13 protein-coding genes and 1 pseudogene are annotated in these 22,239 nt (G+C 65.9%); 7 read left to right on the top strand and 7 right to left on the bottom strand.

Annotated features, from left to right (window positions below; genetic code table 11):
• Positions 1-64: 64 nt before the first annotated feature.
• The 7 genes and pseudogenes from PE061_RS13510 to PE061_RS13480 all read left to right on the top strand — a co-directional run.
• A pseudogene (locus tag PE061_RS13510) lies at positions 65-1,417 on the top strand ((2Fe-2S)-binding protein); the annotation flags it as partial.
• Positions 1,414-1,752: a nitrite reductase small subunit NirD gene (nirD, locus tag PE061_RS13505; protein WP_271255800.1), complete on the top strand. Its 339-nt coding sequence runs from the start codon at positions 1,414-1,416 to the stop codon at positions 1,750-1,752. The pseudogene PE061_RS13510 and the gene nirD, both read left to right, overlap by 4 nt.
• Before the next feature lies 1 nt (position 1,753).
• The gene (locus tag PE061_RS13500) at positions 1,754-4,354 is read left to right on the top strand and encodes a nitrate reductase (RefSeq protein ID WP_271255799.1); all 2,601 of its coding nucleotides are present in this window, start codon (positions 1,754-1,756) and stop codon (positions 4,352-4,354) included.
• Entirely contained in the window at positions 4,347-5,174 is an 828-nt protein-coding gene (gene cobA, locus PE061_RS13495; RefSeq protein WP_271255798.1) for a uroporphyrinogen-III C-methyltransferase, read from the top strand. The genes PE061_RS13500 and cobA overlap by 8 nt, the downstream gene beginning before the upstream one ends.
• Before the next feature lie 265 nt (positions 5,175-5,439).
• On the top strand, positions 5,440-7,542 hold the full coding sequence (locus PE061_RS13490) for a TonB-dependent siderophore receptor (protein WP_271255797.1): 2,103 nt from the start codon (positions 5,440-5,442) through the stop codon (positions 7,540-7,542).
• A gap of 204 nt (positions 7,543-7,746) precedes the next feature.
• Positions 7,747-9,084 carry an MFS transporter gene (locus PE061_RS13485; RefSeq protein WP_420794305.1) on the top strand — a complete coding sequence of 446 codons (1,338 nt, stop codon included), beginning with the start codon at positions 7,747-7,749 and terminating at the stop codon, positions 9,082-9,084.
• Positions 9,085-9,159: 75 nt separating this feature from the next.
• A complete protein-coding gene (locus tag PE061_RS13480) occupies positions 9,160-10,782 on the top strand; it encodes a tannase/feruloyl esterase family alpha/beta hydrolase (RefSeq protein ID WP_271255796.1) in 1,623 nt (540 codons plus the stop codon).
• A gap of 54 nt (positions 10,783-10,836) precedes the next feature.
• Here PE061_RS13480 and moaA read toward each other — a convergent pair whose 3' ends face one another.
• From moaA to PE061_RS13445, 7 genes are read right to left on the bottom strand one after another with little or no spacing between them, the layout of a single operon-like run.
• Entirely contained in the window at positions 10,837-11,841 is a 1,005-nt protein-coding gene (gene moaA / locus PE061_RS13475; protein ID WP_271255795.1) for a GTP 3',8-cyclase MoaA, read from the bottom strand.
• A complete protein-coding gene (locus PE061_RS13470) occupies positions 11,838-12,650 on the bottom strand; it encodes a peptidylprolyl isomerase (RefSeq protein WP_271255794.1) in 813 nt (270 codons plus the stop codon). Before PE061_RS13470 ends, moaA begins: the two co-directional genes overlap by 4 nt.
• On the bottom strand, positions 12,643-13,347 hold the full coding sequence (gene narI, locus PE061_RS13465) for a respiratory nitrate reductase subunit gamma (RefSeq protein WP_271255793.1): 705 nt from the start codon (positions 13,345-13,347) through the stop codon (positions 12,643-12,645). The genes PE061_RS13470 and narI overlap by 8 nt, the downstream gene beginning before the upstream one ends.
• Positions 13,340-14,044, bottom strand: a complete 705-nt coding sequence (gene narJ / locus PE061_RS13460; protein ID WP_271255792.1) for a nitrate reductase molybdenum cofactor assembly chaperone — start codon at positions 14,042-14,044, stop codon at positions 13,340-13,342. Before narJ ends, narI begins: the two co-directional genes overlap by 8 nt.
• On the bottom strand, positions 14,044-15,567 hold the full coding sequence (narH, locus tag PE061_RS13455) for a nitrate reductase subunit beta (protein WP_271255791.1): 1,524 nt from the start codon (positions 15,565-15,567) through the stop codon (positions 14,044-14,046). Before narH ends, narJ begins: the two co-directional genes overlap by 1 nt.
• Positions 15,564-19,301: a nitrate reductase subunit alpha gene (locus PE061_RS13450; RefSeq protein WP_271255790.1), complete on the bottom strand. Its 3,738-nt coding sequence runs from the start codon at positions 19,299-19,301 to the stop codon at positions 15,564-15,566. Before PE061_RS13450 ends, narH begins: the two co-directional genes overlap by 4 nt.
• On the bottom strand, positions 19,298-22,042 hold the full coding sequence (locus tag PE061_RS13445) for a nitrate/nitrite transporter (protein WP_271255789.1): 2,745 nt from the start codon (positions 22,040-22,042) through the stop codon (positions 19,298-19,300). The genes PE061_RS13450 and PE061_RS13445 overlap by 4 nt, the downstream gene beginning before the upstream one ends.
• Positions 22,043-22,239 lie beyond the last annotated feature (197 nt).

Raw genomic sequence — 22,239 nt, 5'->3', positions numbered from 1 at the left:
ACGAAGCCCAAATCCTCCTTACTTCACAACCTCAAATCTGTGCCATTGGTGCTGACGGCGGACAGACGGCAACTGGTACTTCGACCTGCTGCGGAAAGCCGAAAGCATCACGCCCATCCGCGAGGCGCTGATCTTCGGCCAGGCCTTCGCGCAGGGAGAACGCGCGGACCCTAAGGCGGCCGTTGCGGCGCTTCCGGACGATGCGGAAATCTGCGGCTGCAACGGCGTCTCCAAAAGCAAGGTCGCCGCCTGCATCGAAGGCGGCGCGAAGACGCTCGACGCGGTGCGGGCGACGTGCAAGGCATCGGCCTCGTGCGGCTCCTGCACGGGCCTCGTCGAGATGCTGCTCGCGCTCGCGCTCGGCGACGACTACGCGGGCGAGCGCACGACGAAGACGATGTGCACATGCACCAGCTTCGGCCACGACGACGTGCGCCGCGAGATCGTCCTGCAGGCGATGAAGTCCATTCCCGAAGTGATGCAGAGACTGCACTGGTCGACGCCGGACGGCTGCGCGTCGTGCCGCCCGGCGCTCAACTATTACCTGCTTTGCGCGTGGCCGGGCGAGTATGCGGACGATCAGCAGAGCCGCTTCGTCAACGAGCGGATGCACGCCAACATCCAGAAGGATGGCACTTACTCCGTCGTGCCGCGCATGTGGGGAGGCCTCACCACGCCGCAGGAACTGCGCGCGATCGCCGATGTCGTGGAGAAATACAATGCGCCGATGGTGAAGGTCACCGGCGGCCAGCGGCTCGATATCTTCGGCATCCGCAAGGAGGACCTCCCCGCCGTGTGGGCCGATCTGGGCGCGGCGGGCATGGTGTCCGGCCACGCCTACGGCAAGGCGCTGCGCACGGTGAAGACCTGCGTGGGCTCCGAATGGTGCCGGTTCGGCACGCAGGATTCGACGGGGCTCGGCGTGAAGCTGGAACGCGGCTTCTGGGGAAGCTGGATGCCGCACAAGTTCAAGATGGCGGTGAGCGGCTGCCCGCGCAACTGCGCCGAGGCGACGATCAAGGATTTCGGCGTGGTCTGTGTCGACAGCGGCTACGAGCTGCACGTCGGCGGCAACGGCGGTATCAAGGTGCGCGCGACTGACCTGCTGGTGAAGGTCGGGACCGAGGCGGAGGCGATCCACTACGCCGCTGCCTTCGTCCAGCTCTACCGCGAGGAGGCGCGCTATCTGGAACGCACCGCGCCGTGGATCGAGCGCGTCGGGCTCGACTGGCTGAAGGCGCGGGTCGTCGAGGACGCCGAAGGCCGCGACGCGCTCGCCGCACGCTTTTGGCACAGCCAGCAATTCATGCAGGACGACCCTTGGGCCGAACGCGCGGCGGGCGGCGCGCGCGATCTGCTGCACCGCCCGCTGGCCGAGGTGCGGCCGATCAGGACGATGGAAGGCGTAGACGCATGACACCCGAATGGCTCGATATCGGCGCGGCGAGCGACATCCCGCTGCGCGGCGCGCGGACGGTCCCCGTGGCGGACGGCGAGGAGATCGCCGTGTTCCGCACCGGATCGAACCGCATCTATGCGCTTGTCAACCGCTGCCCGCACAAGAAAGGCCCACTCAGTCAGGGCATCGTTCACGGCGACAGCGTCGCCTGCCCCCTGCACAACTGGATCATCTCGCTGTCCACCGGCGAGGCGATCGGCGCCGATGTCGGCTGCACGCCGACGATCCCGGTGCGGGTGATCAGCGGACGCGTGCTTATCTGCCGGGCGTCCGTGCTGGAAAGGGCCGCCTGAGATGGCGATCCGCACGACCTGCGCCTATTGCGGTGTCGGCTGCGGAATTTCGGGCGTGCCGAACGGCGACCGGAGCGTCGAGATCAAGGGCGATGCCGCGCATCCCGCGAACCGGGGGCGGCTGTGCTCGAAAGGCACGCATCTCGGCGAGACGGTCAGCCTCGAAGGTCGGCTCCTGCACCCGATGATCGGCAATGCGCGCGCCGGCTGGGACAAGGCGCTCGGCCTCGTCGCGCGGCGGTTTTCGGAGGCAATCGCACGGCATGGTCCGGACAGCGTCGCCTTCTACGTGTCGGGCCAGTTGCTGACAGAAGACTATTATGTCGCCAACAAGCTGATGAAGGGCTTCATCGGCTCGGCGAACATCGACACCAATTCCCGGCTCTGCATGTCGAGCGCGGTCGCCGGGTATATCCGCGCCTTCGGCGAGGACGTGGTGCCCGCGCAGTACGAGGACCTCGAACAGGCCGATCTCGTCGTCCTCGTCGGTTCCAACGCCGCGTGGTGTCATCCCGTGCTCTACCAGCGGATTCAGGCGGCGCGCGCCACGCGCGGCACGAAGCTGGTGGTGATCGACCCGCGCCGCACGGAGACGTGCGAGGACGCCGACCTTCATCTCGCGCTGCGGCCGGGCAGCGACGTGGCGCTGATGAACGGGCTGCTGGCGCATTGCCGCCGCGCCGGACTCGTCGACGAAGCCTTCCTCGCCGCGAGCGTCGACGTGCCCGAGGGGTTCTGGGAAGCGCTTGAGCAGGGCGGCGATCTCTGGTCGACAGCGAGGGTCTGCGATGTCGCGCCCGCCGATCTCAAGCGCTTCTTCGAGCTGTTCGCCGCGCATCCCCGCACGGTGACGCTGTTCAGCCAGGGCGTGAACCAGTCGATCCGCGGCACCGATCAGGTGAGCGCCATCCTGAACGTGCATCTCGCCACGGGGCGCATCGGGAAGCCGGGCGCGGCGCCGTTCTCGATCACCGGCCAGCCGAACGCGATGGGCGGCCGCGAGGTCGGCGGGCTTGCCTCGACGCTGGCGGCGCACATGGATTTTTCGCCGGAGAATGTCGCCCGCGTCGCACGCTTCTGGGGCACGCAGACGGTCGCCGCGAAACCGGGTTTGAAAGCGGTCGACCTGTTCCGGGCGGTACGTGACGGGCGCATCAAGGCGCTGTGGATCATGGCGACAAACCCGGCGGTGAGTATGCCGGATGCGGGTACGGTCCGCGAAGCGCTCGGAACATGCCCTTTCGTCGTGGTTTCGGACTGTATCGCCGAGACCGACACGAGTGCCTTCGCCCATGTGCGCCTGCCGGCGGCCGGCTGGGGCGAGAAGGACGGCACCGTCACCAATTCGGAGCGGAGGATCAGCCGCCAGCGCGCCCTCTTCGCCTGCCCCGGCGAGGCGCGCCCGGACTGGTGGATCGTTGCCGAGGTGGCGGCGCGCATGGGCTGGAAGAGCACATTCCGTTATGCCCGCCCGGCGGACATCTACCGCGAGCACGCGCGCCTCTCCACGTACCAGAACGGCGGCACGCGCCTTTTCGACATCGGCCGCCACGCCGCGATCGGCAACCATGCCTATGACGAGATGGAGCCGTGGTGCTGGGGCGGAACGCCATTCACCGACGGCCGCTTCCCGACCCCGAACGGCCGCGCGCGCATGATTGCGGTCTCGCAGATAGAGCTTCAGCCGCCGCTGCCGAAGTGGCCGATGACGCTCAACACAGGCCGCTACCGCGACCAGTGGCACACGATGACGCGGACGGGACTGTCGCCGCGGCTCGCGCAGCATCGGCAGGAACCGCTCGTGGAGCTCCACCCGGCGGATTGTGCCGCGCTCGGCCTCGCGGACGGCGATCTCGCCCGCGTCGCCACGGCGCAGGGCGAAAGCGTCTTCCGCGTCCGGAGCGTCGACACGCAGCGCCGCGGCGAGGCGTTCGTCCCCATACACTGGACGGACCGCCAATCGACAGGCGGCCGCGCGGGCCTGCTGCCGCGCCCGCTCGTCGATCCGCATTCCGGCCAGCCGGGGTTCAAGTCCACCCCCGCGCGCGTCGAAAGGCTCGTCGCTGCGTGGCGCGGCTTCCTTGTCGCCCGCTCCGTCCCCGAAGGCATCAATGTTCTCTATGCGACGCGTGTGCGCCTGCCGCAGGGCTGGCTCGTGGAATTCGCCGGCGAGGGCGATGTGATGGCATTCGCGAAGAGCCTGCTGCCGCGAGGCGAGCGCATCGAGGTGACCGACGCCGCCCGCGGCAGCGCGAGGATCGCGATCCTGAACGGCGGCAGGCTCATGGCCGCGTTCTTCGCCGCGCGCGACGGCGGTCTTCCCGATCGCGCGTGGCTGATCGCGCAGTTGGGTACGGGCGAGGCACCATCATCGGTCGAGCTGCTCGCCGGAAGGCCTGCCACGCCGCCGCCCGATCGCGGCGCGATCGTTTGCGCCTGTTTCGATGTCGGCCTGAAGACGATCGCCGCCGCCATCGCCGATCAGGCGCTGACCTCCGTGGAGGCTGTCGGCGCCGCGCTCGCCGCCGGGACGAACTGCGGTTCGTGCCGCCCGGCGATCCGGAGGCTGATCGGCGAAGCTCAGGCGCGCGCGCATGGCTGACACGCGCATCACCCCCGGCGAGGTGTGGCTCGTCGGCGCCGGGCCGGGCGACCCGGAACTGCTGACGCGCAAGGCGGAAGCGCTGATCGGCGCGGCGAGCGTGATCTTCCACGATGCACTCGTCAGCCCGGCGGTCCTCGCGCTTGCGCCCGCGGATGCCCGTTGCATCCCGGTCGGAAAGCGATCGGGCAGGCATTCGAAGACGCAGGAGGAGATCAATCGCCTTCTCGTTTCGGCGGCTTTGGCCGGCGAGCGGGTGGTGCGATTGAAGGGCGGCGACCCTTCCGTGTTCGGGCGCTCCGCCGAGGAACTCGCCGCGCTGGCGGCTGCGGGCATCCCCGCGCGCATCTGCCCCGGCATCACGGCCGCGAGCGCCGCCGCGGCAGGCGCCGGGATTTCACTCACGCTCCGCGGCGTTGCGCGGCGCCTCCAGTTCGTGACCGCGCACGCGCGCGCAGGCGAAACCCTTTCGCTCGACTGGAAAACCCTCGCCGATCCTGCCGCAACGCTCGCCGTCTACATGGGACGCGGCGCGGCGGCGGAGATCGCCGCGCGGCTGACGGAGAACGGCCTCGCCTCCGACACGCCCGTGCTGGTGGCGGCGAACGTCAGCCGCCCCGACGCGCTTCTGCTGAGAACGAGACTCGACCTGCTGCCGCTGGCGGTAAAATCCGTCGATCCGGATGCCTGTATCCTGCTGCTGATCGGAAGCGCCGTTGCCGGGTCCCGCCCCGTCGAGGCGGCCCGCCGCACATCAGTTCCTCGCCGCGCACGCATCGTCGATGCCGGAGCCACCGTCCGCAACGATGATCGCGGCTGACGGCTTGGCTAACCGGGTGCTTCTTTTGCGTTTCCGGTAGAATCCGGACCGGAGCGTTGCCCGTATGCGCGTCCTTGCGGCGAGAAGGAGCAACTTCACGAGTAACTCAGCCTCGACCGCGGACTTACCCAACGGAACCGGCTTGTTACCCAAATCCGACCTACCTCGCCGTAGCAGCCGAGCTATTATTCCTCCCCGAAACAGAGTCAAGATGATGACCAAGAGTTCGCTTGCTTCGGCTCAATAAATGCAAAAGGGGGACTTCATGAAAAGCGCATATCAAAATCGTGCGGCGATGGGGCGTGTATCGCTCGGAGCGTCGCTGCTGGCGTTGGCGTTCGCATCGTCGGCCCAGGCTCAAACGACCGAATCGGATGACGCGGACATCATTGTCACGGCGCGTGCCACGACGGCCACGAAAACGGACACGCCGATACTGCGCATCCCCCAGTCGATCGAGGTCGTCACCCTCGAGCAGGTGCAGGATCTCGGCGCCCTCAGCATTCGCGAAGCGCTGAAATACACGGCGGGCGTTTATAACGCCTCGGACGATCTGCGCGGTGATTTCAACAATATCCGCGGCTTTCAGTCCGTCCTGTATGTCGATGGGCTGAAGCGCAACTACGGCTTCGTCTACCTGCCCCGCGTCGACGTCAACTCGATGGAGCGTATCGAGGTCCTGGTCGGGCCGGCATCGGTGCTCTACGGTTCCGGCAGCGCGAGCGGCCTCACCAACATGCAGAGCAAGCGTCCTCGGTTCGAGTTCGGCGGCACTGCGAGCGTGAGTTACGGAACCCATGACCGCAAGGAAGCCGTGGTCGACCTCACGGGCCCGCTCAGCGACACGCTCGCCGTGCGTCTGGTCGGCCTCGTGCGCGATTCCGACTCCCGGATGGACTATATTCCCAACGATCGCATACTGGTGCAGCCGGCGATCACCTGGAAGCCCAGCGATCGCACCGACATCACCGCGATCGGCCTTTACCAGCGCGACAAGAACCCCCCGAACTATAACGTCCTGCCACTCGTCGCATCGCTTTATGCGCTTCCGGGGATGCGGGTGCCCGACTCGCGGATGCTCGGCGAACCGTCGATCATGAAGGGCACCAAGGAAAACAAGTCGATCACCTTGCTCGCGAGCCATGAGTTCTCGGACATGTTCAGCTTCCGCAGCGCGACCCGCTACACGAAAGCGGATACGGACCAGGCGGAGGTTTACCTCAATCCGTCCGCGACCGGGAATCCGCTCAATCCCTTTATCGACACGAATGGAAACGGGATTTTCGAGCCGGGTGAAACGATGGTTCCCCGCAACCTTTTCGCCATTGGCATAAAATACAAGATCTTCAACACCGACAATAATCTCGGCGTCAAGTTCGATACCGGGCCGATTTCCCACCAGTTCCTTGCCGGCGTGGACTATTCCCACTTCCGTCAGGTTTCCGGACAGGCGTTTATTAGTGGGGTCGCCCCGATCGACATCTACAACCCGGTCTACGGCACGGTGGCGCCGCCGGTGTATACCTTCTTCAACACTCAGATATTGAAGCAGACCGGCTTCTACGCGCAAGACCAGATCGATTTCGGCGACACGGCCTCGCTCGTGGTCGGCATCAGGCGCGACCGCTACACGAAGCAAGACGCGGGCTTGCCAAAGGAAGTCACCAAGAAAACGACCAAGCGCGCCGGCCTGACCGTCAATGTCACGCCGACGCTGGCGCCCTTTGTCAGCTACTCAGAATCCTTCCTGCCGATCTCCGGGCTCAACCAGTTCGGCGACACCTATCAGCCGCTGTTCGGCAAGCAGAAGGAAATCGGCCTCAAGTGGCAGCCGTTCCAGACGACGCTGCTTCGCGTATCCTATTATGACCTCAAGGAGGACAAGTCTCTCCGGGTCGATCCGAGCAATCCGCTGAGATCGATTCAAATCGGCAGCACAAAATCGGAAGGCGTCGAATTCCAGGCCAATCACAATGTCAGGGATGACCTTTCGATCACTGCCGCCTTCTCCTACGCCACGTCGAGGCTGTCGGATCAGGACTACCAGCGGGACGCCGTTCCGAAATATCTCGCGAGCATGTTCGGCACCAAGACCGTGGCGCTCAGCGACGATGTAACGCTGCGCCTTGGTGCGGGCGTGCGCTATCAGGGTCGGATGACGTCCGGGAATCCCGCCGTCTTTCGGGTCGTAACGCCAAGCTATACGCTTGTCGACGCTATGGCGGCCTTCGAGTACAAGAACTGGACGTTGCAGTTCAACGCGATCAATCTCCTCGATGATCTCTACTACCCGTCCTGCTCCCATTTCGGCTCTTGCGCGAACGGCGAACCGCGCACGGTCCAGGGCACGTTGACCTACCGTTTCTAGTGCCGGTCGGTCTTTCCGAATTTCCATGCGCACGCGGCGACCGAAACAAAGATGTGGAGGTCGCCCGTCCGCAATTAGAATATTCATGAAGATCTGGGCACGGCGCTCGACGATTGCCTCGCGGGCGCCCGTGACCTTATGTGCCGGCGGGTTGTCCAGCATCACGACATCGCCGCGCCTGATGTCGGCGCAGGAGGTGACGACATGACCCGGATTCCGAGCATGATCGGCGTCCCCGCCGAAGGAGATGCACCTCTCGACACGCGCCCCGCCGTGCCGATCGAACTCGACCGCAGGATGCGTGCCCGCGCGGCGATCGCCGGTTCGGCGGGCAACCTCATCGAATGGTACGATTTCTACGCCTACGCCTATACCGCGCTCTATTTCGCCGCGGCTTTCTTTCCGGCGGGCGATCGCACCGCACAACTGCTCAACGTCGCCGCCATCTATGCGGCGGGCTTCCTGATCCGCCCGCTGGGCGGCTGGTTCTTCGGGCGCTATGCTGACCGGCACGGGCGCCGCGCGGCGATGATCGCTTCGGTGCTGTTGATGGGCGCGGGCTCGCTGCTCGTCGGCATCCTGCCCACCTATGCGACGATCGGTGCGGCCGCGCCCGCGCTGCTGCTCGTCGCGCGCCTCATGCAGGGCTTTTCGACTGGCGGTCAATACGGTGCCGCCGCCACTTATCTCAGCGAGATCGCCGAGCCCGGGAAACGCGGTTTCTTCGCGTCCTTCCAGTTCGTCACGCTGATCGGCGGACAACTCTTCGCGCTGCTGGTGATCTTTCTGCTTCAGGCGGTCATGAGCGATGAGGCGATCCGCGAATGGGGCTGGCGCCTTCCCTTCATCCTGGGCGCCGTGCTCGCTGGCCTCTTCCTGCTGTTCCGCAACCTCATGCACGAAACCGCGGAACCGGCCGGAACGACCGAGGACGCGGGATCGCTGAAGACACTCGTCAAGCACCCGCGCGCAATGCTGATCGTCATGACGCTGAGCGCCGCGGGCGCGGTCACGCTTTATACCTTCACCACCTATATGCAGAAATATCTCGTTAATACCGCCGGAATGGACGTGACGGCGGCGAGCCGGACGATGCTCGTCGTCACCTTCGCCTTCCTGCTTCTGCAACCCGTGCTGGGAATGCTCTCCGACCGGATCGGGCGGCGCACCAATCTCCTCATCTTCAGCGGCGGCATGACGCTGTTCGCCGTGCCTCTGTTCGGCGCAATCGGCAAGGCGCAGACGATGTGGACGGCGGGGCTGCTGGTGTTCGCCGCGCTTGTGATCATGAGCTTCTACACCTCGGTTTCCGGCCTCTTCAAGGCGGAGCTCTTCCCCGCGCGCGTGCGGGCGCTCGGCGTCGGTCTGGGGCATGCGATCGCCTCGGCGATCTTCGGCGGAACGGCGGAATACGCCGCGCTTTTGATGAAGCAGATAGGACACGAGCAGGTCTTTGCCTGGTACGTATCGGGCGTATGCGCCGTCGCCTTCATCGTCGCGCTGCGTATGCGCGAACCCCGCGCGCACGGCCACCTGACGTAAGTCTCGCATATGGAGGGCGCCCGCGGTTCAGGCGCGAACCGCGGCATTCGGCAACAATGGAAGGGAGTTCGGACCATGAGAATGACCCAGCCTCTGGTGATCGCCGCTGCAAGCCTCTCCTTGCTGGTCGGCGCGTCCGGCAGCCCGCGCGACGATCGCACCGGCAAGACCGATCCGGGCACCTGCGAAGCGCTGAAGACGCATTCGTTCGGCCGGAACGTCCGCATCGAAGGCGCGACCTGGATTGCAGCCACCGGGGTCCGGCCGTGGTCGAGCCCGGGAGGCTTTCGCGGCCCGGCCGTCGTGAAGTCGCCCTTCTGCCGCGTTCAGGGGATCGCGACCCCGACTCCGCAATCGTCGATCCGGTTCGAGGTCTGGCTGCCCGCGCCGGGCGCATGGAACGGAAAGTTCTTCGGCACGGCGTCGGGCGGGTCCATGGGCGCGATCCAGTATGCGGCGCTTTCGGCGCCGGTCGAAGGCGGCTTTGCCGCGATGGCCCACGACAACGGGCACCAAAGCACCAACATCTATGAGCAGAACTGGGCGTTCGACGCTAAAAAGGGCGCTCTGAAGCAAGAGCTTCTCGTCGATTTCGCATCGCGCGCCCAGCACGTGTCGACGGTCGTCGCCAAGGCCGTCGCCCACGCCTATTACCGCAAGGCGCCGCAAAGGGCCTATTATGTCGCCTGTTCCCAGGGCGGGCATCACGGCCTGATGGAGGCGGAGCGCTATCCGGACGATTATGACGGCATCGTCGCGGGCGCCCACGGCGGCGACTGGACCGGCATGGTCGGCGGGCAGGCTTGGGCGGCCTATCTCGTGACCCGCCAGAACCGCGCGGGTGCGCTTTCAAGGGCGCTTGCGCAGGCGGTGTCGCGCCGGGCCATCTCGGAGTGCGACGCGCTTGACGGACTGACCGACGGACTGATCGAAGACCCCCGCGCCTGCCGCTTCGATCCGGCGGTGATGCAGTGCGGACGGGAGGGCGCCGACCCGGCGGCGTGCCTTACCTCCGCGCAGGTCGAAGCGACGCGGGCGATCTATGGCGGGTCTCCGGGCTCGCAATCCGGCGGCGACGCGCCGGGCTTCGTCCCCGGCAGCGAGCAATATTGGCCGTGGACCGACTCGCTCGACCCGATTTCCGGAAGCTATCACGATTTCTATCGCCTGCTTCTCAAGAACGACCCGAACTGGGCGTTCGGACAGTTCGACCCGGAAAAGGACATCGAGGCCGGCCGGCGAAAGCTCGGCGCAATCATGGATGCGAACAGCGCGGACCTCTCCGCCTTCGCGCGCCGCGGCGGCAAGCTGATCCTGTACCACGGCTGGTCGGACCCGCTGATTTCCCCCTATCTCTCGACGAACAAGTGGCACGCGCTCGAAAGGCAAATGGGCGGGGATTCGCTTCGCAGCTTCGCGCGCCTGTTCATGATTCCGGGCATGGCGCACTGCGGGGACGGTCCGGTCGGCGGCATGCGCGACACCCACGATCTGGCCTGGCTGACGGCGGTCGAGAACTGGGTGGAGCACGGCATCGCCCCCGATGCGGATTCGCCGCGCGCAACGGTGATCGGTTTCGGCAGCGACAGCGACACGCTCAGAACGCGCCCCTATTGCCCGTATCCGAAGGTCGCCCGCTATGTCGGCACGGGCGGCCGCGATCGCGCGGCGAACTACACGTGCCAGATGGCCGATTGAGAGTATTTCAGGCCGCAGCGGATAAGGGAAAACACGCCGGTTACGGCCGACATCTCAGCCGCCAATCGACGCCAGATGCGGCGTCGCACCGCTGTTGCCGCTGTGCAGGCGGTGCGCGGGCGCCTTGGTCGCCGTCAGCGCCGTGATCCTGGCGATCAGCGCGTCGATCTGGTCATCGGATTGCAGCAGGTCGCGCAGGTCGATGCCGTGATCTCCGAACAGGCACAGGTGAAGCTTGCCTCTGGAGGATACGCGCAGACGGTTGCAGGTGGTGCAGAAGTCCTTGGCATAGGGTGCGATGATGCCGATCCGGCCGCGCCCGGCCGGGTGCTCGTATTCGATGGCCGGCCCTGCCCCGGCGGCACGCTGCAGGCGCCGCCAGCCCAGCGTTTCGAGCCGGGAGGCGATTTCCGAACCCGGCATGTGGTGCCTGTCGAAGAACGCAGCATTGTCGTTCGTGCGCATCACCTCGATGAAACGCAGCGTCAGGTCATGACGGTTGACGAACGCCATGAAGCCGCCCAGTTCATCGTCGTTGATGCCGCGCATCAGGACGCTGTTGAGCTTGACCGTGCCGATCCCGGCCGCACGGGCGGCCCCGACGCCGTCGAGCACCTCGTCCAGCCGGTCATGTCCCGTGATCGTCCGGAACCGTGCCGGATCGAGCGAGTCCACGCTGACATTGAGCGCGGCGATTCCGGCCGAGGCATAGTCCCCCGCGCGCTCGGCAAGGCGATACCCGTTGGTGGTCATCGCCAGCCTCCGGATGCCGGGCACGGCGGCGACGGCTTCGGCGATTTCCAGCAGCTCGCGTCGCAGGCTCGGCTCGCCGCCGGTCAGCCGCACCTTCCAGAGGCCGAGCCTCGCGAATCCGGCCACCAGTCTGCGGATCTCCGCCACGGAGAGATCGGACGGCATCCCGGCGATCTTGCGATAGCCTTCGGGCAGGCAATAGGTGCAGCGGAAATTGCAGACATCGGTAAGCGACAGGCGCAGGTATTCGAACCTGCGGCCGTGCGCGTCGGCAAGACTCGCTGCGGGGAACACGGGCACCGTCATTGCACCAGCGGCCCTTCGGCGGCCATGATCTCTACCCCTTCGACGGTGGATTGCGCGGCGAGGATCGCGACATACTGCGCCATCGCGCGGCGCCAGCTCGCCTCCTCGAGATAATCCGCGACCTTTTCGCGGACCAGCTTGAACGGTAGCCGGCGCGCCTCCTCCCGCCGTCCGGCGCGGATCACGTGAACGCCGAAGCGGGTCTTCACCGGCTCGGGATGCAGCTCTCCCTCGCCCAGCGAAAAGAGCACCTCCTCGAACTCCCGCACCGTCTGGCCCGGCCCGATCTGGCCGAGATTGCCGCCCTCAGCCTTCGACGGGCAGGCGGAATGCTTGCGGGCAAGATCGGCGAAGGCCGTCGGATCGGCCTGCAGGCGGCCGATCACGAGACGCGCGTCGCCGGTGGCGAGGCCATAGGCGAACCTGTCGTCGGGGGAGGCCGCGAACAGGATATGCTCGGCCTCGACGAGCACGGGGGAGGTGAAGCGCTCAAGGTGGGTCTCGTAATAGCGACGCGCGGTTTGCTCGTCGGCCCGGGGCGTCCGCACCTGCGCCGCGATCAGCGCCTCGATCCGCGCCTCGTCATCCGAAAGCGGGCGCCCTTCGCTGTCGGCAAACCCCGCGCCGTCCACCCCCAGCCGACCGGCCTCGTCGAGCAGGAGTTGGCGGATCACCAGCGCCTCGGCCGCTGCCGTCCACGCGGAGGCGGCATCCGGCGCCGGATGGTGCTGCGTTTCCGCCGCGATGTCCAATGCGGGGATTTCCCGCCCGTTCACCGCAACGCGGGGGCTGTCGGGCAGGTCAGCCACGGCGGGCCGCCAGCTTGCGCGAGCGGACGACCTGGTATCCGGGCCGCCAGATGTAGCGCACCGGCGCCGAGAGCATGTGCACCAGCCGGGTGAAGGGGAACAACAGCAGGATCGTGAGGCCGAGCGCGAGGTGCAGCTTGAAGATCCAGTGCACGTCGGTGATGTGGCCGGCGGCATCGCCGCGGAAGGTGAAGATGCCCTGCGCCCAGGTCATGAACTTGACCATTTCGCCGCCGTCGAGGTGCGCGGCGGAAAGCGGAATCGTCGCCAGCCCGAGTGCGAGCTGCACCCAGAGCAGCACGATGATCATGTTGTCGCTGAAGGTCGACGCGGCCCGCACGCGCGGATCGAAGAAACGGCGGTGAATGAGCAGCGTCGCGCCGATGATCGCCATGACGCCGGCGATGCCGCCCGCGATGATCGCCAACAACTGCTTCGCCCCGTGGCTGATCCCCAGCGCATCGAACACCCAGATCGGCGTAAGCAGGCCGCCGAGGTGGCCGAAGAAGATCACCAGCACACCGACATGGAACAGCACCGAGCCGATCATCAGCTGCTTGCGGCGCAGAAGCTGGCTCGATCCGGCGCGCCAGCTGTAGGGTTCGCGGTCGTAGCGGATCACGGACCCCACCGCGAGCACGGCCAGCGCGATATACGGATAAATCCCGAAAACCAGGGTGTGGACGAGGTCAGCCATGAGCAGGGTTCCTGACGGGTTCGGGGGACTGGAAACGGGCGACGAGCGCGGCGGCCTGCGGACAGGCGGCCGCGCCGGGCGCGGTCGGCGCGGCGGGCGCCTCGAAGCGGACCTGCTCCTCCTCCCACGCGGCATCGAGCGCGGCGAGGTCGTCGGGGTTGTCGGGCGGCGCGATGTCGAACGCTTCGCCATCCACCCCTGCAAGCTCCGCGAGAACCTGCATCGCCGGCGCGTAGGGGCTGGCCCTTTCGTCCAGCCGCCGGGCCAGCGCCGCGACGATCACGCCCGGCTGCGCCAGTTCCTCGCGCGCTTGCGCGGACGGCAGGATCGAGAGATATTCAAGGAACAGCGGCAGATAATCCGGCAATTCCTTCGCGGTGATCTCAAGCCCCTCACGCTCGTAGCGGTCGCGCAGGTCCACCATCGCCTGCCCCCGGTCCCGGCTCTCGCCGTGAACGTGCTCGAACAGGTGCAGCGACAGCGCCCGCCCCCGGTCGAACAGCGCGACATAGCGTTCCTGAAGATCGAGCAAATCCTCGGATGCCAACGCACCGATCAGCGGCTGGAGCGCGGCACGCTGGCCGGCGGAGAGCAATCCGTCTTCGGCGAGCGCTGCGGCGAATTCGGGCGCGGCCCGCTGCACGGCTTCGTCCGGGTAGCGCAGCAAGGCGGACAATATGCGAAAGGTCAGGCGCATCAGAACACCTCCGTCGGGGTCTGGAGCTTCTTGCGCGCGGGGGCGCCGAAAAGGTTGGTGTCGGTCGAACCGCCCGAGCAGCCGTTCCCGAACGAGAAGCCGCACGAGCCCTTCTCGTCGTACATGTCCTCGGCATCCTCGCGGTGGCCGGTGGGTATGACGAAGCGGTCCTCGTAGTTGGCGATGGCCATCACCCTGTACATCTCCTCGACCTGTGCGGGCGTCAGTCCCACGGCCTCGGCGATGTCCGCAGCGATCACGCCCTGCACGGTCTTCGCGCGCATGTAGCCGCGCATCGCGAGCATCCGTTCGAGGCAGGCCGCGATCGGCTCCTCGTCGCCCGCGGTCAGCAGGTTCGCGAGATACTTGAGCGGAATGCGCAACGAGCGGACATCCGGCATACCGTTGTTGGCGGAAATCCGCCCGGCGTTCGCCGCCGCGCTGATCGGCGAGAGCGGCGGCACGTACCAGACCATCGGCAGCGTGCGATATTCGGGATGCAGCGGGAACGCGATCTTCCATTCCATCGCCATCTTCCATACCGGCGACCGCTTCGCGGCCTCCAGCCATGCCTCGGGAATACCGTCGGCGCGCGCCTGCGCGATGACCGCCGGATCGTTGGGGTCAAGGAAGATGTCGAGCTGCGCCTGATAGAGATCCTCCACCTTCTCCGTCGAAGCCGCTTCCTCGATGCGGTCCGCGTCGTAGAGCATGACGCCGAGGTAGCGGATGCGCCCGACGCAGGTTTCCGAACACACCGTCGGCTCGCCCGCCTCGATGCGCGGATAGCAGAAGATGCACTTCTCGGACTTTCCGGTTTTCCAGTTGTAGTAGATTTTCTTGTAAGGGCAGCCGGAGACGCACATGCGCCAGCCGCGGCACTTTTCCTGGTCGATGAGGACGATCCCGTCCTCCTCGCGCTTGTAGATCGAGCCGGACGGGCACGCCGCGACGCAGGTCGGGTTGAGGCAGTGCTCGCACAGCCGCGGCAGGTACATCATGAACGTGTTTTCGAACTGCCCGTAGATGTCTTTCTGCACGCCTTCGAAATTGTAATCCTCGGACCGCTTCGAGAATTCGCCGCCCAGGATTTCCTCCCAGTTCGGACCCCACTCGATCTTTTCCATGCGCTCGCCCGAAACGAGGCTGCGCGGGCGCGCAGTGGGAAACGCCTTCGATTCCGCCGCCGATTGCAGGTGACCGTAATCGAACGTGAAAGGCTCGTAGTAATCGTCGATCTCGGGCAGGTCGGGATTGGCGAAGATCTTCGCCAGTAGCCGCCACTTGCCGCCCATGCGCGGCTGCAGGCGCCCGTGGCGCAGGTCCCAGCCGCCGTTCCAGCGGCGCTGGTTTTCCCAGTCCTTCGGATAGCCGATGCCGGGTTTGGTCTCGACGTTGTTGAACCAGGCGTATTCCACGCCTTCGCGGCTGGTCCACACGTTCTTGCAGGTGACCGAACAGGTGTGGCAGCCGATGCACTTGTCGAGGTTCAGGACCTTGCCGATCTGCGCGCGGATCTTCATGCTGCCGTCTCCCCTTCTGCGAGGGCTCCTTCGAGCCAGTCGACCTTTGCAAGCTTGCGGACGATGACGAATTCGTCGCGGTTGGAACCGACGGTGCCGTAGTAGTTGAAACCGTAGCTCTGCTGGACGTAGCCGCCGATCATGTGGGTCGGCTTCAGAATGGCGCGCGTCACGGAATTGTGGATGCCGCCTCTCTGTCCGGTCAGCGGCGAACCGGGCACGTTCACGATCTTCTCCTGCGCGTGATACATGAAGAGCGTCCCCTCCTTCATGCGCTGGGAAACGACCACGCGGGCCACCAGCGCGCCATTGGTGTTGAAGGTTTCCACCCAGTCGTTGTCGACGAGCCCGGCCTTTGCCGCGTCCACCTCGGACATCCAGACGATGGGCCCGCCGCGCGACAGCGTCAGCATCAGCTGATTGTCGGTGTAGGTGGAATGGATGCCCCATTTCTGGTGCGGCGTGATGAAGTTCAGCACCACGTGCTTCTCCCCCACCGCCTGATCGAGCATGGGCTTCACCGCCTTGGTGTCGATCGGCGGGCGGTACACGCAGAGCCCTTCGCCGAACGCAAGCATCCACTTGTGATCCTGATAGAGCTGCTGCCGCCCCGTCAGCGTGCGCCACGGGATCAGTTCGTGCACGTTGGTATAGCCCGCGTTGTAGCAGACGTGCTCGCTCTCCAGCCCCGACCACGTGGGCGAGGAGATGATCTTGCGCGGCTGGGCCTGGATGTCGCGGAAACGGATCTTCTCGTCTTCCTTGGGCAGCGCGAGATGAGTGTGGTCGCGTCCCGTGAACTTCGACAGCGCCTCCCACGCCTTGATCGCGACCTCGCCGTTGGTTTCCGGCGCAAGCATCAGCAGCACTTCGGCCGCATCAATCGCGGTCTCAATGCGCGCCATGCCCTTCGTCGGCCCCTCGCCGGTCACGACGCCGTTCAGCTTGCGCAGGTTCTCCACCTCGTGCTCGGTCTTCCAGGTGATACCCTTGCCGCCGTTGCCGAGCTTGTCCATCAGCGGGCCGAGCGCGGTGTAGCGCTTGTAGAGGTTGGGATAGTCGCGCTCGACGAGCGCGACACTCGCCATCGTCCTGCCCGGGATCGGCGCGGTTTCGCCCTTGCCCCAGTCCGCGACGTCGAACGGCTGCGCGATCTCGTTCGCGGTGTCGTGCAGGATCGGCGTGAGGACGACATCGGTCTCCACGCCCAGCACCTCCGGCGCGACTTCAGAGAACGCCTTCGCGATTCCCTTGTAGATTTCCCAGTCGCTCTTCGATTCCCACACGGGGTCGACCGCGGCCGAAAGCGGGTGAATGAACGGGTGCATGTCGGACGTGTTGAGGTCGTCCTTTTCGTACCAGCTCGCGGTGGGCAGGACGATGTCGGAATAGACGCAGGTCGTCGACATGCGGAAGTCGAGCGTGACCAGCAGGTCGAGCTTCCCCTTCGGCGCGTCGTCGTGCCATTTCACCTCCCGCGGCTTCTGGCGGCCCATCTCGCCGAGGTCCTTCCCTTGCACGCCGTGCGCGGTGCCGAGCAGGTGCTTCAGGAAATATTCGTGGCCCTTGCCCGAGGAACCGAGCAGGTTCGACCGCCAGACGAACATGTTGCGCGGCCAGTTGGCCGGATCGTCGGGATCGAGGCACGACAGCTCCAGTTCGCCCGACTTGAGCGCGCCGGCGACATAGTCCTTCGCTTCGACGCCCGAGGCCTTCGCCGCCTTGCCCACCTCCAGCGGATTCGTCTTGAGCTGGGGCGCCGAAGGCAGCCAGCCCATGCGCTCGGCGCGCACGTTGTAGTCGATCAGCGAGGCATCCCAGTCCCCGTCCGGCGCCGTGGGCGACAGGATCTCGTCCACCCCCACCGTTTCGTAACGCCACTGGTCGGTGTGCGCGTAGAAGAAACTGGTCGAGTTCATCTGGCGCGGCGGACGCGACCAGTCGAGCGCGAACGCCAGCGGCAGCCAGCCCGTCTGCGGACGCAGCTTTTCCTGCCCGACATAGTGCGACCAGCCGCCGCCCGACTGGCCGATGCAACCGCACATCACCAGCAGGTTGATGATACCGCGATAGTTCATGTCCATGTGGTACCAGTGGTTGAGTCCGGCCCCCAGGATGACCATCGACTTGCCGCCGGTCTGCTCGGCGTTGTCGGCGAACTCGCGCGCCACGGTGATGATCTGTTCCGCCGGAACGCCGGTGATCCGTTCGGCCCAGGCGGGGGTGTATGGGCTCGCCTCGGCATAATCGCGCGCGACGTGCTCGCCGCCGAGGCCGCGATCAAGGCCGTAGTTGGCGCAAAGTAGATCGAAGACGGAAGCGGCGTAGCTGCGCCCCTCGGCAAGGTCGAGGGCGCGCACGGGCACGCGCTTCAGCAGCACGTCGGGATGATCGGTGCCCTCGAAATGATCATGCTCGCGATTGCCGAAATAGGGGAAGGCGACGTCCACCACCTCGTCGTGGTCCCCGTCGAGGATCGCAGTCATGCGCAGCTTGACCTCCGCGCCGCTGCCGTCCTTCTCCTCGAGGTTCCACTTGCCCTGCTCTCCCCAGCGGAAGCCCACCGAACCGGCGGGGGCGACGATCGCGCCGCCGGCGTCGTCGATGGCGACGGTCTTCCATTCGGGATTGTTGGTCTCGCCGAGGTTGCCGGGGAAATCGGAAGCGCGCAGCAGGCGGTCGGGCACGAAGGCGCCGTCCTTCTCGACGAGCCGCACCAGCATCGGCATGTCCGAATAGCGGCGGCAATAGTCTTCGAAATAGGGCACCTGCCGGTCGAGATGGAATTCGCGCAGGATCACGTGGCCCATCGCCAGCGCGAGGGCGGCGTCAGTGCCCTGCTTGGGGTTGAGCCAGATGTCGCCGAACTTGGTCGCCTCGGCATAATCGGGCGAGACCACCGCGACCTTCGCCCCGCGATAGCGCGCCTCGGTCATGAAGTGGGCGTCGGGCGTGCGCGTCTGCGGCACGTTCGATCCCCACATCATCAGGAAACCGGCGTTGTACCAGTCGGCGCTTTCGGGAACGTCGGTTTGCTCGCCCCATGTCATCGGGCTCGCGGGCGGCAGGTCGCAATACCAGTCGTAGAACGACATGCACGTGCCGCCGAGCAGCGAGAGATAGCGCGACCCCGCGGCGTAGCTGACCATCGACATCGCCGGGATCGGCGAGAAGCCGATCACGCGGTCCGGCCCCCAGGTCTTGGCGGTGTAGGCGTTGGCGGCAGCGATGATCTCGTTCACCTCGTCCCACGTCGAACGAACGAAGCCGCCGTGGCCGCGGATCGCCGTGTAGCTCCTGCGCTTTTCCGGGTCGTTCTGGATCGAGGCCCAGGCGGCGACCGGCGGCAGCGCCTTCCGCGCCTCCCGCCACAACCTGATGAGCCGCTTGCGGACGAGCGGGTACTTCAGGCGCTGCGCCGAATAGATGTACCAGCTGTAGCTCGCCCCGCGCGGGCAGCCGCGCGGTTCATGGTTGGGGAGATCGGGCCGGGTCCGCGGATAATCGGTCTGCTGCGTTTCCCACGTGATGATCCCGCCCTTGACGTAGATCTTCCACGAGCAGGACCCTGTGCAGTTCACGCCGTGGGTGGAGCGCACGATCTTGTCGTGCTGCCAGCGCTTGCGATAGCCGTCTTCCCAGCTGCGGGCTTCGGCGGTGGTCACGCCGTGCCCGTCGGAGAAGGTTTCCGTCTTCTGGCGAAAGAACGTCAGGCGGTCGAGCAGATAGCTCATGCGGTTGCTCCTGGAACGGGGACTGGAGTGGAAGGCGGGGCGCCGCGGCCGCGTTCGATGTCGTGCAGCAGCCCGCCCCTGCGCGTGTAGACGAACCATGTGAGCGCCGCGCAGCTGGCGTAGAAGACGAAGAAGCCCCACAGCGCCACCATCGGCGCGCCGGTCAGCGTGATCGAGCTGCCGAACGCCTTGGGGATGAAGAACGCGCCGTAGGCGGCGATCGCCGAGGTGAAGCCGATGATGGCCGCCGATTCCTTCTCGGCCTGCCGGTTCGCGTCCGCCGCGGAGAGTTCCGGCATCAGCCTCGGCACCTCGCTGCGCATGATCACCGGGATCATCTGGAAGGTGGAGGCGTTCCCGACACCCGTGACGAAGAACATGAAGACGAACGTCGCGAGGAAGCCCGCGAAGTTGCCGGCCTCGATGAAGTGGACGACGCCGAGCGTGCCGATCATCATCCCCACGAACACCCAGAAGGTGACGCGCGCGCCGCCAAACCGGTCGGACACCCAGCCGGTGGCCGCCCGGCTGATCGCGCCGACCAGCGGGGCAAGAAAGACGTACTTGAGCACGTCGACTTCGGGGAACTCGTACTTGGCGAGCAGCGGCAGACCGGCGGAAAAGCCGATGAAGGAGCCGAAGGTGCCGGTGTAGAGCCAGCACATCAGCCAGTTGTGCCTGCGCTGGAAGATGATCGCCTGTTCCGCGAAGCTCGCCTTGGCATCGGCGATGTCGTTCATTCCGAACCACGCCAGCAGGCTCGACGCGAGGATGAACGGCACCCAGATGAACCCGGCATTCTGCAACCACAGCTCGCTGCCGTCCTGCGCCACCTGCGCACCGCCGCCCAGCGCGCCGAACACGCCCGCGGTGATCACCAGCGGAACGATGAACTGCATGACGGAAACGCCGAGGTTGCCGAGGCCGCCGTTGAGCGCGAGCGCGTTGCCCTTCTGCGCCTTGGGGAAGAAGAAGCCGATGTTCGCCATCGACGAGGCGAAGTTGCCGCCGCCGAAGCCGCAAAGCAGCGCGAGCACCAGGAAGATGACGTAGGGCGTGCCCGGAGTCTGCACCGCATAGCCGATGCCGAAGGCCGGGATCAGCAACGAGAAGGTGGAGAGCGTGGTCCAGAGCCGCCCGCCGAAGATCGGCACCATGAAACTGTAGAAGATCCGGAACGTCGCCCCGGAGAGGCCCGGCAGCGCCGCCAGCCAGAACAGCTGGTCCGTCGTGTAGTTGAACCCGATGAGCGGAAGCTTCGCCACCACCACGGACCAGACCATCCAGACCGCGAAGGCGAGCAGCAGCGCCGGAATCGAGATCATCAGGTTGCGCCGGGCGACGCGCCGGCCCGTCGCCTCCCAGAACGCCGGGTCCTCCGGCCGCCACTCGGTGAGGACCTTGGCCGGCGGGACGTGCCCGTGCCGGACCTCGTCGTGCAGGTCCGCCATTTCCGGGAACTGCGGCAGCGCGCGCGGATCGATTCCGCTCGCCTTCTGCTCCATCTGGCGGATGGCGATGTGCATCCAGCCGAGCGCGACGGCCACGAGGCCGAACAGCACCATGAAGCAGCTGGTCCAGATGCCGGTCAGATCGCTCACCGCGCCGAACACGATCGGCAGCACGAAACCGCCGAGCCCGCCGACCAGGCCGACAAGGCCGCCGACCGAACCGACGTGGTCGGGGTAATAGACGGGGATGTGCTTGAACACCGCCGCCTTGCCCAGCGACATGAAGAACCCGAGGACGAACACGGTGAACACGAAGGGCACGAGGCTCATCGAGGTGGAGAAGCGGATCTCGCCCTCGATCCCGTGGATCGTGTAGTCGGTTGCCGGATACGACAGCATGAACAGGCAGATCATCGAAACGCCGAAGGTCGCGTACATGATCTTGCGCGCACCGTACTTGTCCGAAAGGACGCCGCCGTAAGCGCGGAAGACGCTGGCCGAGAGCGAGAAGGTTGCCGCCAGCATACCGGCGACCTTCACGTCCACGCCGTAAACACCGATCAGGTACTGCGGCAGCCACAGCGCCAGCGCAACGAACGCGCCGAACACGAAGAAGTAATAAAGCGAGAAGCGCCAGACCTGCTCGCTCTTGAGCGGCTCCAGCTGCGCCATCAGTCCCATGGGCTTTTCACCGCTGAGCTTGCGCGCGGCAAGCTCGGGATCGTCCTTGGCGAACAGGAAGAACAGCACCGCGACCACGGCGAGCACGGCCGCCCAGATCTGCGCGACCGCCGTCCAGCCGAACGCGACCATGACCCACGGCGCGACGAACTTGGTAACCGCGGCGCCGACATTGCCCATGCCGAAAAAGCCGAGCGCGGCCCCCTGCTTCTGCTGCGGATACCACTTGGAGACATAGGCGACGCCCACGGCGAACCCGCCGCCCGCCAGCCCGAGCCCGAGCGCGGCAAGCAGCAGCAGCCCGTAGCTGTCGGCATAGGAGAGAAGCCAGGTCGCGGCCGCCGATGCGAGCATGGTCAGCGGAAAGACGATCCGGCCGCCGTACTGATCGGTCCAGACGCCGAGGAACAGGCGGACCAGCGATCCGGTCAGGATCGGCGTTCCGACCAGCAGGCCGAACTGCGTTTCGTTCAGCCCCAGCTCCGTCTTGATCTCGATCCCGATGATCGCGAAGATCGTCCAGACGGCGAAACATATGGTGAAGGCAAACGTGCTGAGCCCGAGGGCCCGGTTCTGCTCACCTTCACTTACGGCTTTCTGCAACGGCATGACGTGCTCTCTGCCTTACGGGCGTGGTGGAGACCGACATGCCTTGTCTGATACACGCAAGCTTGATTGGGATCAAACTGGCGCCGCCTTATTCGGGAAAACAAAAACGGCCTGATCCAAACCCATTCCGAGCCAGTTGCAGATCAAGCCTACAATTGACATATATCAACCACACTGCCAAATGGCTTGGCGGGTGG

Source organism: Sphingosinicella microcystinivorans, from assembly GCF_027941835.1.
In the GTDB taxonomy this organism is placed as follows: Bacteria; Pseudomonadota; Alphaproteobacteria; order Sphingomonadales; family Sphingomonadaceae; genus Sphingosinicella.
The sequence above is the reverse complement of the archived record's forward strand: the minus strand, read 5'-3'. Positions and strand labels throughout refer to the sequence as shown.